At 73.1% G+C, this 12,088-nt stretch carries 12 protein-coding genes; 9 read left to right on the plus strand and 3 right to left on the minus strand.

Going from position 1 to position 12,088, the window contains the following annotated elements; translation table 11 throughout:
• Positions 1-4 precede the first annotated feature (4 nt).
• The 5 genes from ACFC02_RS09940 to ACFC02_RS09960 are packed head-to-tail and all read left to right on the plus strand — an operon-like array spanning position 5 to position 5,384.
• The gene (locus ACFC02_RS09940) at positions 5-1,294 is read left to right on the plus strand and encodes a hypothetical protein (protein WP_376354746.1); all 1,290 of its coding nucleotides are present in this window, start codon (positions 5-7) and stop codon (positions 1,292-1,294) included.
• Positions 1,291-2,238, plus strand: coding sequence for a glycosyltransferase family 2 protein (locus ACFC02_RS09945; RefSeq protein ID WP_376354749.1), 948 nt, complete (start codon positions 1,291-1,293; stop codon positions 2,236-2,238). The genes ACFC02_RS09940 and ACFC02_RS09945 overlap by 4 nt, the downstream gene beginning before the upstream one ends.
• Positions 2,235-3,485 (plus strand): polysaccharide pyruvyl transferase family protein, encoded by a 1,251-nt coding sequence (locus ACFC02_RS09950; protein WP_376354752.1) that lies wholly within the window; start codon positions 2,235-2,237, stop codon positions 3,483-3,485. Before ACFC02_RS09945 ends, ACFC02_RS09950 begins: the two co-directional genes overlap by 4 nt.
• The gene (gene rfbC / locus ACFC02_RS09955; protein ID WP_376354755.1) at positions 3,482-4,033 is read left to right on the plus strand and encodes a dTDP-4-dehydrorhamnose 3,5-epimerase; all 552 of its coding nucleotides are present in this window, start codon (positions 3,482-3,484) and stop codon (positions 4,031-4,033) included. The genes ACFC02_RS09950 and rfbC overlap by 4 nt, the downstream gene beginning before the upstream one ends.
• Positions 4,034-4,040: 7 nt before the next feature.
• Positions 4,041-5,384 (plus strand): glutamate-1-semialdehyde 2,1-aminomutase, encoded by a 1,344-nt coding sequence (locus ACFC02_RS09960; protein ID WP_376354758.1) that lies wholly within the window; start codon positions 4,041-4,043, stop codon positions 5,382-5,384.
• 107 nt (positions 5,385-5,491) lie between these two features.
• On the opposite strand, the gene ACFC02_RS09965 is transcribed toward ACFC02_RS09960, so the two are convergent.
• Positions 5,492-6,214 (minus strand): phosphatase PAP2 family protein, encoded by a 723-nt coding sequence (locus ACFC02_RS09965; RefSeq protein WP_376354761.1) that lies wholly within the window; start codon positions 6,212-6,214, stop codon positions 5,492-5,494.
• Positions 6,215-6,448: 234 nt separating this feature from the next.
• Entirely contained in the window at positions 6,449-7,117 is a 669-nt protein-coding gene (locus tag ACFC02_RS09970) for a TetR/AcrR family transcriptional regulator (protein WP_376354764.1), read from the minus strand.
• Positions 7,118-7,250: 133 nt separating this feature from the next.
• Here ACFC02_RS09970 and ACFC02_RS09975 point away from each other — a divergent pair, with 133 nt between their 5' ends.
• Positions 7,251-7,868: an NAD(P)-dependent oxidoreductase gene (locus ACFC02_RS09975; protein ID WP_376354767.1), complete on the plus strand. Its 618-nt coding sequence runs from the start codon at positions 7,251-7,253 to the stop codon at positions 7,866-7,868.
• 31 nt (positions 7,869-7,899) lie between these two features.
• On the opposite strand, the gene ACFC02_RS09980 is transcribed toward ACFC02_RS09975, so the two are convergent.
• Positions 7,900-8,604, minus strand: a complete 705-nt coding sequence (locus tag ACFC02_RS09980; protein ID WP_376354770.1) for a GntR family transcriptional regulator — start codon at positions 8,602-8,604, stop codon at positions 7,900-7,902.
• 125 nt (positions 8,605-8,729) lie between these two features.
• Between ACFC02_RS09980 and ACFC02_RS09985 the strand changes: the two genes are divergently transcribed.
• The 3 genes from ACFC02_RS09985 to ACFC02_RS09995 all read left to right on the plus strand — a co-directional run bounded on the left by ACFC02_RS09985 (position 8,730) and on the right by ACFC02_RS09995 (position 12,083).
• On the plus strand, positions 8,730-9,566 hold the full coding sequence (locus ACFC02_RS09985; RefSeq protein ID WP_376354773.1) for a fumarylacetoacetate hydrolase family protein: 837 nt from the start codon (positions 8,730-8,732) through the stop codon (positions 9,564-9,566).
• Positions 9,567-9,589: 23 nt separating this feature from the next.
• Positions 9,590-10,516: a VOC family protein gene (locus ACFC02_RS09990; RefSeq protein ID WP_376354776.1), complete on the plus strand. Its 927-nt coding sequence runs from the start codon at positions 9,590-9,592 to the stop codon at positions 10,514-10,516.
• A 187-nt stretch (positions 10,517-10,703) separates the two neighbouring features.
• Positions 10,704-12,083, plus strand: coding sequence for an MFS transporter (locus ACFC02_RS09995; RefSeq protein ID WP_376354779.1), 1,380 nt, complete (start codon positions 10,704-10,706; stop codon positions 12,081-12,083).
• Positions 12,084-12,088: the final 5 nt, after the last annotated feature.

The following is a 12,088-nucleotide window of genomic DNA, read 5'->3' on the forward strand; positions in this document are numbered from 1 at the left end:
GCCGATGGCCACCGAGCGGGAGAAGACCACGGCACCGGCCGGTTCCGCCAGGCGGGCTCTCGTCGGCCGGCTGTCCTGGGGCTTGGCCGACCAGGCGGCCTCCAGCGTGAGCAACTTCGTGGTGGGCGGCTACGTGGCCCGCTCGCTGGGAGTGAGCGCGTTCGGCGTGTTCAGCCTCGCCTGGGTGACGTACGGCGTGGTGCTCAACGTCTCCCGCGGGCTGGCCACCGATCCGCTCGTGGTGCGCTTCAGCGGCGTGCCGGACCCGGCCTGGCGCGCGGCGGTGGCCCGGTCGACGGGTACCGCACTGGGCGTCGGTGCGGCCATCGGCGCGGTATGCCTGGCGGGCGGGATGGTCCTCGGCGGCCGCGTGGGGCCCGCGTTCGCCGCCCTTGGTGTCCTGTTGCCGGGGCTGCTGCTCCAGGACGCCTGGCGGTTCTCGTTCTTCGCCGCCGGCGCCGGGCGGAAGGCGTTCGTCAACGACGTCGTGTGGGGCGTCGCCCTCGTCCCGGCCATGCTGGTGGCGGCCCGTGTGGGCAGCGTGGCCGCCTTCGTGCTCGCCTGGAGCGCGTCCGCCACGGTGGCGGCGGGATACGGCTACCTCCAGTCCGGCATCCGGCCCCGGACGGCCGAGGCTCGCGGGTGGCTTCGCGAGCAGCGCGATCTCGGCTACCGGTACCTGGTCGAGAACGTCAGCCTCAGTGGCGCCAGTCAGCTGCGTGCGTACGGCCTGGGCGCGATCGTCGGGGTCGGCGCGGTGGGTGCGGTGCGGGGCGCCGAGCTTCTGCTCGGCCCGTTCCTGGCGGTGCTCATGGGGCTTTCGCTGGTCACGGTCCCGGAGGCGGCACGGGTGCTGCGGCAGGCCCCGCACCGGACCGGCAGGTTCTGCCTCCTGCTGGGCGGGGGGCAGGCCGTCGGCGCGCTGCTGTGGGGCGCGGCGCTGCTGCTGATGCCCGGCCGGTTCGGCGAGCTCGTACTCGGCGGCGTCTGGCACTCCTCCTCACAACTCATCGTGCAGATCACCCTCGGCGTCGCGGGCGCGGGCCTCGGCACCGGCGCGGCGGCCGGGCTGCGCGCGCTCGGCGCGGCCCGGCGCAGCCTGCGCTGCCAGCTGTTCGCCTCCGCCTGCTACGTCGGCGGCGGGCTCGGCGGAGCGGCCGCCGCGGGCACGGCCGGCTCCGCCTGGGGCGTCGCCGCGGCGACCGTCGGCGGCTCGGCCGTGTGGTGGCTGCAACTGCGGTCCGCCCTGCGCGAGCACCACCGCCATCCCATCCCCGAAGTGAGGACCTCATGACCGCCCATCCCAGGCTGAGCATCGGCCTGCCCGTGTACAACGGCGAGGAGTACCTGGCCGAGTCGCTCGACGCCCTGCTCGGTCAGACCTACGAGGACTTCGAGCTGATCATCTCCGACAACGCCTCGACCGACGGGACCCGGGAGATCTGCCGCAAGTACGTCGCGCGGGACTCGCGCATCCGGTACCTCCGGCTGCCCCGGAACATCGGCGCCACGCCGAACCACAACCTTGTGTTCGCCGAGTCCCGCGGCGAGCTGTTCAAGTGGGCCTCGCACGACGACCTGTACGGCCGGGACCTGCTGCGGCGCTGTGTGGAGGCGCTGGACGAGCGGCCGGAGACGATCCTCGCGCACACCGACCAGGCGGTCGTCGACGGCGACGGCCAGGTGAAGGTCCCCTACGCGTACGGGCTCGCCACCGGCTCCCCGAACGCGCCGGAGCGCTTCCGCAGCCTGCTGTTCGAGCCGGGCGGCGACGACTTCTACGGGGTGATGCGGGCCGACATGCTGCGCCGGGTGAAGCCGCTCGACAGCTACCACCACGCGGACCGCACGTTCGTCGCCGAGATCACCCTCCACGGGCCGTTCCACCAGGTGCCGGAGCTGCTGTACTTCCGCCGCGACCACCCCACGCGCGCCGAGCGGGCGAACCCGTCCAAGCGTGCCCGGTGCGTCAACCTGGACCCGCGCCGGGCGGGCCCGCTGCACCCGGCACCCCGGCTGCTCGCCGAGTACGTGTGGGGCTTCGCCTCGGCGATCCGGCGGGCGCCGCTCTCCCCGGCCGACCGGCGCGCCTGCTACCGCCACCTGGCCGCGTGGATGACCAGCCGGGTCCGGCCGGGCGCCGGCGAGCGGGTCGAGGACCGCGCCCCGGTCGATCCCGGCCTGATCACGGTCTCCGTCGACGCCCTCGTCGCCGGCCGTGAGGGGAGGCGGGCGTGACCGGGGCGGACCGGGCCCCGGTGCGCGTCGGGGTGTTCGGCCTGCTCGGTTCCGGCAACCTCGGCAACGACGGGTCGCTGGAGGCCGTGCTCGGCTACCTCCGCGCCGAACACCCGGAGGCGGTCGTGGACGCGCTGTGCGGCGGACCCGAGGCCGTGACGTCCCGGTTCGGGATCCCTGCCACGCGCATGCACTGGAACCGCGCGGAATACCGGACCGCCTCCCGTGCGGGCGCGATCGCGGCGAAGGGGCTCGGCAAACTCGTCGACGTCGTCCGCACCGCGTCCTGGGTGCGCCGGCACGACGTGGTGATCGTGCCGGGCATGGGCGTCCTGGAGGCCACGCTGCCGCTGCGGCCGTGGGGCTTCCCGTACGCGCTGTTCCTGCTCTGCGCGAGCGGCCGGCTGCTGCGCACCCGGGTCGCGCTGGTCAGCGTCGGCGCCGCCGAGATCGGCAACCGGCCCACCCGGGCCCTGGTGCGCTGGTCGGCGCGACTGGCCGCGTACCGGTCCTACCGGGACGCCCCGTCCCGTGACGCGATGCGGGCGATGGGCGTGGACACCGCGCTCGACGAGGTCTACCCGGACCTGGCGTTCGCCCTGCCGACACCGCCGGGAAGCGTGCCCACGGGCTCGCCGGGCCCGGTCTGCGTCGGTGTCATGGACTTCCACGGCGGCAACGACGACCGCGCCCGGGCCGAGGAGATCCACCGGCGCTACCTCGACGGGACGATCCGGTTCGTCCGCGTGCTGGCCGAGGAGGGCAGGCCGGTCCGGCTGCTCACCGGCGACCGATGCGATGCGTCGGTGGTCGCCGCGATCCTCGACGCGGTCGACTCACCGCTGGTCACCGCCGCCGAACCGGCCTCACTGGCCGACCTGATGACGGAGATGGCGGCTGCCGACACCGTGGTGGCGGTCCGCTACCACAACCTGATCTGCGCACTGAAGACCGGCACGCCGACCCTCGCACTCAGCTATGCGGCCAAGAGCGACGCGCTCATGGCCCGGATGGGGCTGGAGGCGTACTGCCACCCGGCCCGCGAGGTCGACGCCGACCGCCTGCTGGAGCAGTTCCGGGCGCTGGAGAAGCACTCGGCACAGGTGCGGCGGACCCTCACCGAACGGAACCTGGCCGCCGCCCGGCGCCTGCGGCACCAGTTCACCGCCTTGACGGCGGCCCTGTTCCCGGCGCCCGGCCAGAGCCACGCCGACGCCCACGCCGATGCCCGGCAGGAGACTCCATGAAAGCGACCGAAGTCCCGGCGATCGCCGGCGCATACCTGTTCGAGCCGACGCCGTACGCCGACGAACGCGGCTTCTTCTCCCGCACCTTCGACGCCGAGGTGCTCCGTTCGGTGGGCCTCGACCCGGACGCCTTCGTCCAGGACAGCCTCTCCCGCTCGGTCCGGGGCGTACTGCGCGGCCTGCACCTGCGCTCCGGCGCCGGCGAGTCCAAGCTGGTGCGCTGCTCGTACGGGCGGATCTTCGACGTCGTCGTGGACCTGCGGCCGGACTCCCCCACCTACCGCGCGCGGGCCTTCTTCGAGCTCTCCGACCGGACGCAGGCGACCCTGTACATCCCGGCGGGGTGCGCGCACGGCTTCCAGGCGCTGACCGGGCCCGCCGACGTCTCCTACCGGATCGACCGCCCGCACGATCCGGCCGAGGACGTGACGATCGCCTTCGACGACCCGGAGCTGGCCATCGACTGGCCCCTGCCGGTCACATCGATGTCCCGGCGGGACCGGGAGGCGCCGAGCCTCGCCGAGGTCCTGAAGCACACGGAGAAGTGAGGTCGGCGTGGTCACCGAACACACCGACGCCACCGAGGAGTTCTCCCTGCCCCGATCACGCAGGGCGAACGAGCGGCTGCACGCCTTGATCCCGGGGGGCGCCCACACCTACGCCAAGGGCGACGACCAGTACCCCGACGGCCTGGCCCCGGTCATCAGCCACGGCCGCGGTGCCCACGTGTGGGACGTCGACGGCAACCGCTACGTCGAGTACGGCTCGGGCCTGCGGTCGGTCAGCCTCGGCCACGCCCACCCCCGCGTGGTCGAGGCGGTGCGGCGGGAACTCGACCGCGGCAGCAACTTCGTCCGGCCGTCCGTCGTGGAGGTGGAAGCCGCGGAACGCTTCCTGGCCACGGTGCCGACCGCCGACATGGTGAAGTTCGCGAAGAACGGCTCCGACGCCACCACCGCCGCGGTGCGCCTCGCCCGCGCCGCCACCGGACGCCCCCGGGTGGCGATCTGCGCGGACCATCCGTTCTTCTCCGTCGACGACTGGTTCATCGGCACCACGCCGATGTCCGCCGGTGTTCCGGCGGCGACCGGCGAGCTGACCGTGGCGTTCCCTTACGGGGACCTGGCCGCCACGGAGGAGCTGCTCACCCGGTACCGGGACGAGGTCGCCTGCCTGATCCTCGAACCCGCCACCCACACCGAGCCTGCGCCGGGGTATCTCGCCGGCCTGCGCGAGCTGGCCGACCGGCACGGCTGCGTCCTGGTCTTCGACGAGATGATCACCGGCTTCCGCTGGTCCGAGGCGGGCGCCCAGGGCCTGTACGGCGTCGTTCCCGACCTCTCCACGTTCGGCAAGGCGTTGGGCAACGGATTCGCCGTCTCGGCGCTGGCCGGGCGCCGCGACCTGATGGAGCTGGGCGGGCTGCGTCACCTGGGCGAGCGGGTGTTCCTGTTGTCCACCACGCACGGTGCGGAGACGCACTCACTGGCAGCCGCGATGGCCGTGTTCGACACCTACGTCGAAGAGGGCGTCACCGCGCGGCTGCACGCCCTCGGCGAGCGGTTGGCCGCCGGTGTCCGCGAGGCCGCGGCCGGCACGGGCGTCGGCGACCACGTCGTCGTCCGGGGCCGGGCCAGCAACCTGGTCTTCGCCACCCTCGACGAGAACCGGCAGCCGTCGCAGCCGTACCGCACCCTGTTCCTGCGGCGGCTCCTGGCGGGTGGAGTGCTGGCCCCGTCGTTCGTGGTGAGCGACGCGCTCGGCGAGGCCGACATCGACCACACCGTCGAGGTGGTGGCCCAGGCATGTGCGGTGTACCGCAAGGCGCTGGACGCCGGCGACCCCACTCCCTGGCTGGGCGGACGACCGGTGAAGCCGGTGTTCCGCCGCTTCGCGTGAGGTGGGGCGTGGCGACGTGCGATGACATGGCGGGGCCGGCGCAGCCGGCCGGCGTGACGTGAGGTGACACGGCGGGGCCGGCGTCGCGGTATGGGCGTGAGGGAGGGTCAGCGTGGCTCCCGCCGCCCCGCGTCGCCCGACCGATCGCCCGACCGGGCAGCCGTCCGGCCCCCCAGCCGGTCAGCCGTCCGGTCGACCAGCCACGCGGTCGCCGGTGTCACCGCCAGCGCGGTGCACCAGCCGCCGAGGGCGTCGGTCGGGTAGTGCGCGCCCAGGGCGACCTCCGCCCACCCCATGACGGCGCCGGCGACCAGCGCCGCGGCGAGCACGAGCGACGTGCCGGCCGTCCTGCCGAGGCCGCGCCGGCCGGTCACGAGCAGCGCGACCACGAGTGCGAGCGCCGTGGCGAAGGCGGTGTGCCCGCTGGGGTAGGACAGGTGCCCGCCGTGAATGGTGCGTCCCACCACGGACTTGAGCAGCGTCGCCGTCCCCACGGCCAGGCCGGCGCCGGCCACGAGGAGCACCGCCGCGCGGGGGCTCCGTAGCAGCAGGCAGCCCATCACAGCGGCCCCGGCCAGCATCACCGCTCCTGCGGGTTCCCCCAGGAAGTCCGCGGCCAGCGCGATGTACCGCCACGGCGGCCGCACACCGTCCACCGCCGGCTGGATCCACGCGTCCACCCTGCCGGGCCGGGCGTGGCCGGCGTACAGGAGGCCGAGCGCGACGACCACCAGCGCGGCGAGGGCCGCGATCAGCCCGAGCCCCGCGCGCAGCGGCGGGGGCAGCACCGGGGCCCGGGGCCGGCCGCTCACACGCCCACCGCGCCGCATCGACCCGCGGTACCTGGCCGTGACGGGCGGACGGTGTTCCGGGACCTCACTTCTTGAGGCGGGGCGAGGGTGCGGCCCTTCATGCGCGGCAGTCGTTCATGGCTCGGGCCGCGCACATCACGTCCACCCCGTTCATGACCGAGACGCCAACTCCCCACCAATGCCGTCGACATCAGTCTTTCCCTGCCACCCTAACCAACAAGGCGGCCGGGCAAACCGCCACCCGGAGGCGCCTCACGTGCCGGCCTGCGCCAGCAGGGCGGCGACCTCGGCCACCGGCCGCGCGGTGTGGAGGCCGAGCAGGTCGGCGAGCAAGTCGTCCAGGGGCGGCCAGGGGATGTCCCCGTGGTCGTTGTAGAGACTGATCAGACCGTGCATCGCGGTCCAGAGCATGAGCCCGGCCTGCCACTGCCGCTCCGGCGTGGAGGTCCGGTCCGCATCGCCGACCGCCGCCAGGGAGGCGACGACGGACTCCAGCAGTTCGGCGCCGGCGCCGTGGGCGGACCCGGGGACGAGGTCGGCGGGCATCCGGCCGCCGAAGAGGGTGCGGTAGTGGCCGGGCTGCTCGACTCCCCAGTGCACGTACGCGGCGCACCGGGCGACGAGGTCGGACAGCGGGTCCGGCGCGGACCGTGCGGCCTCGTTCATCAGGCCGGCCAGTTCGTCGTAGCGCAGGCGCAGTACGTGCTCGATCAGCGCGCCCAGGTCCGGGAAGTGGCCGTAGATGCTGGCCGGCGCGACGCCGACCTCCCGCGCGACCTGCCGCAGTGTCAGGGTCTCCGGCTGATCGAGAGTGGCCAGCAACCTCGCGGCGGCATCCACCAGTTGGGCCTTGAGCACCTGCCCCTGCCCGCGCGGATTGCGGCGGCGACGGGTGGCGGCGACTCCCTCGTCAGACGACACGTTGCCCCTTCCGACCAGTGTGAACCGTTAAGCAACAGCTGTTCATGCTACAGCCCCCGGCCGCCTTGACACCGGTAACCAACAGTCGTTTACTTAAGTCACCAACAGTTGTTCAGTCAAAGGACGGACCATCATGCGCATCGCGATACTCGGCGCGTCGGGCAGGGTCGGCGGCCTGCTCTGCACCCAAGCCCTAGAGCGCGGTCACGACGTCGTGGCCCTCGCCCGCACCCCCGACCGGGTCACCGTTCCCCCGGGGCGGCAGCGGCAGGTCGACGTACGGCAGGCGGACGTCTTCTCCCCGCGGACCTTCCCCGGCCTGGACGACGCCGACGTGGCCGTCTCCGCCATAGGCATCGGCAAGAAGGACGGTCCGGGCGCCCTGGTCGCCGGGGCGGGACTGCTCGCCGCGGCACACGTGCCCACCGTGTGGCTCGGCGCACTGGGGTCCGGCGTGTCGACGGGTGCGGGCGGGCGGATCTACCAGGCGGTGATGCGGATGGCCGTCGGCAAGGAACTGGCCGAGAAGGCCGCGGCCGACCGGATCGCCCTGGACGCGGGCGCCACCGTCTTCCACGCACCGGACCTGACCGACGGGTCCGTCAGCCCCGCACGCCGCCTCGTACCGCTCGCGGAGCTGCGCCGCCCCCTGCTGCCGCCGAGGATGTCCCGCGCCTCCGTGGCCGCGCTCATGCTGGACGAGGCGGAGTCGCCCGCCCACGGTGGCGAAACGGTCGTACCGCTCGGCTGATCACGGCCTCGGCGCGCTCGAGCGCAGCCGCTCAGCGGGACGCACCGCGGCCGCCCGGACCGTCCCCCTCGTCCCCCCCGCAGCCGTCGAGCAGCAGCCGGGTGGTGCTGTTGATGTGCCGGCCGAGCGCCTCGACGACGCCCGTCGCGTCCCGGGCGATGGCGCGATCACAGATCTCCTTGTGCTCCGCGGCGACATCACGGGCGCCGCGTTCGGTGGGCGTTCGCGCCCAACAGCGGTACACCTCCGCGGAGTCCCGGAGCTGTGCGGCGATGTCCCGCAGCTTCCGGTTGGAGCAGCCCTCCAGGAGGACGCGGTGGAAGCGGGCGTGGGCGCTCAGCCAGCGTTCCTCGATCTCCCCGTCCTCGCCGGCGAAGGCGGTGCGGGCCAGCTGGTGGTGCGCCGCGAGCAGGTCGGACTCCCACTCGACCGTGCCGTGGGTGACGGACTCCCGTACCACATGTGTCTCGATGACCACGCGGGCCTCGGTCAGCTCCCGCAGCAGTTCGGGAGAGACGGTGACCACCCGGAACCCCTGCTGCGGCGCGAAGGTCGCCAGCCCCTGGCCGACCAGCCGGGGCAGCGCCTCCCGCAGCACCCCGCTGCTGGCGCCGTACCTCTCCTTCAGCGCTTCCACCCGCAGCCGCGAGCCGGGCTCGTGCCGTCCGTTGAGGATGTCGGCGCGCAGCCGCCGGTAGATCTCCTCGGCACGTGTCATGGGACTGGCAGTGGCCATGTCGCGGATTCTAGTGCACTAAGAGATTCCCTGAAAATGTCGAGATTCTGTTGACGAATCGATTGATCGGGCGTTGACTCGGCAGTCATCCAGCAGCGGCAAGCCCGGACGGAAGGCGGCACGCCATGAGGACGACGACCCGATCAGGACGGATGTGCCTGGTGGCCGGAGAGTCGGTGATCGACGTGGCACGGGCCAGTGCCGGACGGTTCCCGGCCGATCCACTGGAGGTTTTCGAGGACTGGGAGGCGTTCCGGTCCTGGGCCGCCGGACGGGAGGAGTCCGGCCCCGAGGCGCCGGCGGGGCCGGACGGCGGCCCGTCCCCGACGCCGCGGCAGGTGTTCGCGATCGGGCTCAACTACCGCGACCACGCCGAGGAAGCCGGTCTGGCGGCGCCCGATTCCCTGGCGGTCTTCACCAAGTTCGCCACCTCCCTCACCGGCCCGGACACGCGCCTGACGCTGCCCGGTGACTGCGTCGACTGGGAGGCCGAACTGGTGGTGGTGATGGGGCGCCGGGCGGAGCACGTCGCCGCCGAGGACGCCTGGTCCCACGTGGCCGGGCTCTCCGTGGGCCAGGACTACTCCGAGCGCGCCGTGCAGGCCGCCGGCCCGGCGCCGCAGTTCTCCCTCGGCAAGTCCTTCCCGGGATTCGCGCCGACCGGTCCGGTACTGGTCACGCCGGACGAGTTCGCCGACCCGGACGATCTGGCGATCGAGTGCCTCGTCAACGGGGAGAGCGTCCAGAAGTCACGCACCTCGTCGATGATCTTCCCGGTCCCCGAGCTGATCGCCCGGCTGTCCGCCGTGTGCCCCCTGCTGCCGGGTGACCTGATCTTCACCGGCACCCCGGCGGGCGTCGGACACGCCCGCACCCCCAGGCGCTACCTGAGTCCGGGGGACGAGGTCGTCACCCGCATCGAGGGCATCGGGCAGCTCCGGCAGATCTGCGTCGCCTCCTGAACACCTGGTAGAAGGGCATCCACATGGCATTGCACAGGCTGAAGTCACTCACCGTCGGCGTGCCGGACGTGACCGGGGCGGCCGACTACTACGTCGACTTCGGACTCGAACAGATGGCACCCGGACGGTTCGCCACCGTCGAGGGCGGCGAGCAGTTCTTCCTCCGCTACTCCCCCACCCGGCGCCTGCTGGGGATGGCCGTGGCCGCCGACGACGGGGACGACCTGGACCGGATCGCCGCGAACCTGGCCCGGCTCGGTCTGCCCTGCGAACGCGAGGCCGGCAACCTGCGCACGAGAGAACCCGTCGCCGGTGTGTCGGTGGAGGTCTGCGTCGCGCCCCGGCCGGCCCGGTCCGTGGTCGCGCCGACCCCGTACAACGGACCCGGACGCCCCGACCGCTCCGGCACCCGGGCACCCGTCCTCTCCCGCACCGGACCGGTCAGGCCCCTGGCCCTGGGCCATGTCGTCATCGGCTCGGTGGAGCAGGAGTCGACACAGCGGTTCTTCACCGACGGGCTCGGCTTCAAGGTCAGCGACGTCGTCCCGGGCACGGCCGCGTTCCTGCGCTGCTCCACCGACCACCACAACGTCCTGGTGCAGCAGTCGCCGGTCGGCTTCCTGCACCACACCTCGTGGCACGTGACGGATGTGGACGAGGTCGGCCGGGGCGCCACGCGGATGCTGACCGGGCATCCGGAACGCCATGTGTGGGGCCTCGGCCGCCATCACATCGGGTCGAACTTCTTCTGGTACCTCAAGGACCCGGCCGGCAACTTCAGTGAGTACTACGCCGACATGGACTGCATCGTCGACGACCAGTTGTGGACGCCACGCTCCTTCGAGGGCATGCACGCGCTCTACACCTGGGGGCCGCCGCCCCCGCCGTCGTTCCTGCGCCCCGAGGACCTGGCCGCGCTGATGACCGGCGCCCACACCGCCGACGGCTGAACGGCGTTTGCACGCGGCTCGCACCGGGAGGCGCAGCGGAGCATGCGGCTCCGCCGCGCCGCGCCGGCCCACCGCCCGGCCCGCACCTGACGGGCGGTGCCGGGCCCCACAGACGCACCCCCGCCCCGCCGTAGGGCGCGCGCTCGGCGTTCGCGACGGTGAGGGCGGTGAGAACGGAGCCGGACCATTGAGTACCCCAGCGTTCGCCCGCACGGGCGGCCGGCCTTCCCCGGGCCCCTTGTCACCGACCGGCCGGGCGCTCGCCGTCGGCCTCGCGGCGATGACCCTGGAGGGTTTCGACCTCGTCGCCTTCGGCGCGACCACACCCCTGCTGCTCGACTACCGTCCCTGGCACCTCACCGTCGCCTTCGTCGGCCTGCTCGGCAGCCTCACCCCCATCGGCATGCTGGTCGGCTCCCTGCTGGTCGGCCAGTTCACCGACCGGTTCGGCCGGCGCCGGACGACCCTGATCAGTATCGCGGTGGTCAGTGCCGGGATGTTCACGTGCGCCGTGGCGCCCCTCCCGGCACTCTTCGGCGCCGGCCGGTTCGTCGTCGGGCTCGGCGTCGGCGCGATCTACCCGGCGATGGCCCCGCTGATCTTCGAACTCGCCCCTGACGGACGCAAGAACCTGTACTCGGGCATCGTGCAGTGCGGGACCGCCCTCGGCGGTGCGTTCGCGGCCCTCGCGGCCAACACCCTGCTGGCCGGGCACGGTTTCCATCTGGAGTACCTGACCGGCGGCATCGCCGGGCTGCTCCTGCTCCCTGCGGCCTATGTCTGGGTTCCGGAATCGACGGCTTACCGCGAGGCGGTGAGTACGCCGGTCCCGGCCCCCGCGAGCCGGGGCGTACGTCTCGTGCTGAGGCCGCCGTACCTCTCCACCACCCTCATGTTCTGCGCCCTGGCCGCCCTTTCCTTCCTGCTCGTCTTCGGCATGAACACCTGGCTGCCGCAGCTGATGCAGGAGGCGGACTATCCGCTGCGGTCCTCGCAGACCTTCCTCGTGCTGCTGAACCTCGGCGCCACCGTGGGAGGTATGGGCATGGCGCTGCTGGCGGACCGTGCCGGGTCGAAGGGGCCGGTAGCGGCCAGTTTCGCCCTCGGCGCCGCCGCGATCGTCGCCATGAGCGCCGGGCTGCCCCTGCCCGTCCTCTACGCGATCGTGGTCCTCGGCGGCTGCGGCGCGGTCGGAGTACAGGGACTGATCAACGTGTACGTCTCCCGCAGCTACCCGGTGGCAGCGCGGGCCAGCGCGGTGGGCGTCGTGCTCGGGGTGGGCCGCGTCGGCGCCATCGCCGGCCCCGCGCTCGGCGGCCGCCTCCTCGCGGCCGGCCTGGAACCCCGCTGGAACTTCTTCCTCTTCGCCGTACCCGCCGTCCTCGGCGCGGCCCTCGCCCTGGCGGTCGGCGGACGGACGTCCCGGGCCGACCACCAGAACCAGAACCGGAAGCAGGAACAAGGTCAGGACCAGGAACAGGACGACCTGGACAAGAGCCAGGGCCAGGGCCAGGACCGTTCCGCCGCACCGCGTGCCGGGGAGCCGACGGCCGGGCGGACTCGATGAGAGAG

It is taken from the genome of Streptomyces sp. NPDC056160, assembly GCF_042268205.1.
In the GTDB taxonomy this organism is placed as follows: Bacteria; Actinomycetota; Actinomycetes; order Streptomycetales; family Streptomycetaceae; genus Streptomyces.

Bases quoted from the DNA above. Each gene is read 5' to 3' on its own strand.
- ACFC02_RS09940 (WP_376354746.1), top strand. From the start codon at position 5: ATGGCCACCGAGCGGGAGAAGACCACGGCACCGGCCGGTTCCGCCAGG.
- ACFC02_RS09945 (WP_376354749.1), top strand. From the start codon at position 1,291: ATGACCGCCCATCCCAGGCTGAGCATCGGCCTGCCCGTGTACAACGGC.
- rfbC (WP_376354755.1), top strand. From the start codon at position 3,482: ATGAAAGCGACCGAAGTCCCGGCGATCGCCGGCGCATACCTGTTCGAG.
- ACFC02_RS09965 (WP_376354761.1), bottom strand. From the start codon at position 6,214: ATGCGGCGCGGTGGGCGTGTGAGCGGCCGGCCCCGGGCCCCGGTGCTG.
- ACFC02_RS09975 (WP_376354767.1), top strand. From the start codon at position 7,251: ATGCGCATCGCGATACTCGGCGCGTCGGGCAGGGTCGGCGGCCTGCTC.
- ACFC02_RS09980 (WP_376354770.1), bottom strand. From the start codon at position 8,604: ATGGCCACTGCCAGTCCCATGACACGTGCCGAGGAGATCTACCGGCGG.
- ACFC02_RS09985 (WP_376354773.1), top strand. From the start codon at position 8,730: ATGAGGACGACGACCCGATCAGGACGGATGTGCCTGGTGGCCGGAGAG.
- ACFC02_RS09990 (WP_376354776.1), top strand. From the start codon at position 9,590: ATGGCATTGCACAGGCTGAAGTCACTCACCGTCGGCGTGCCGGACGTG.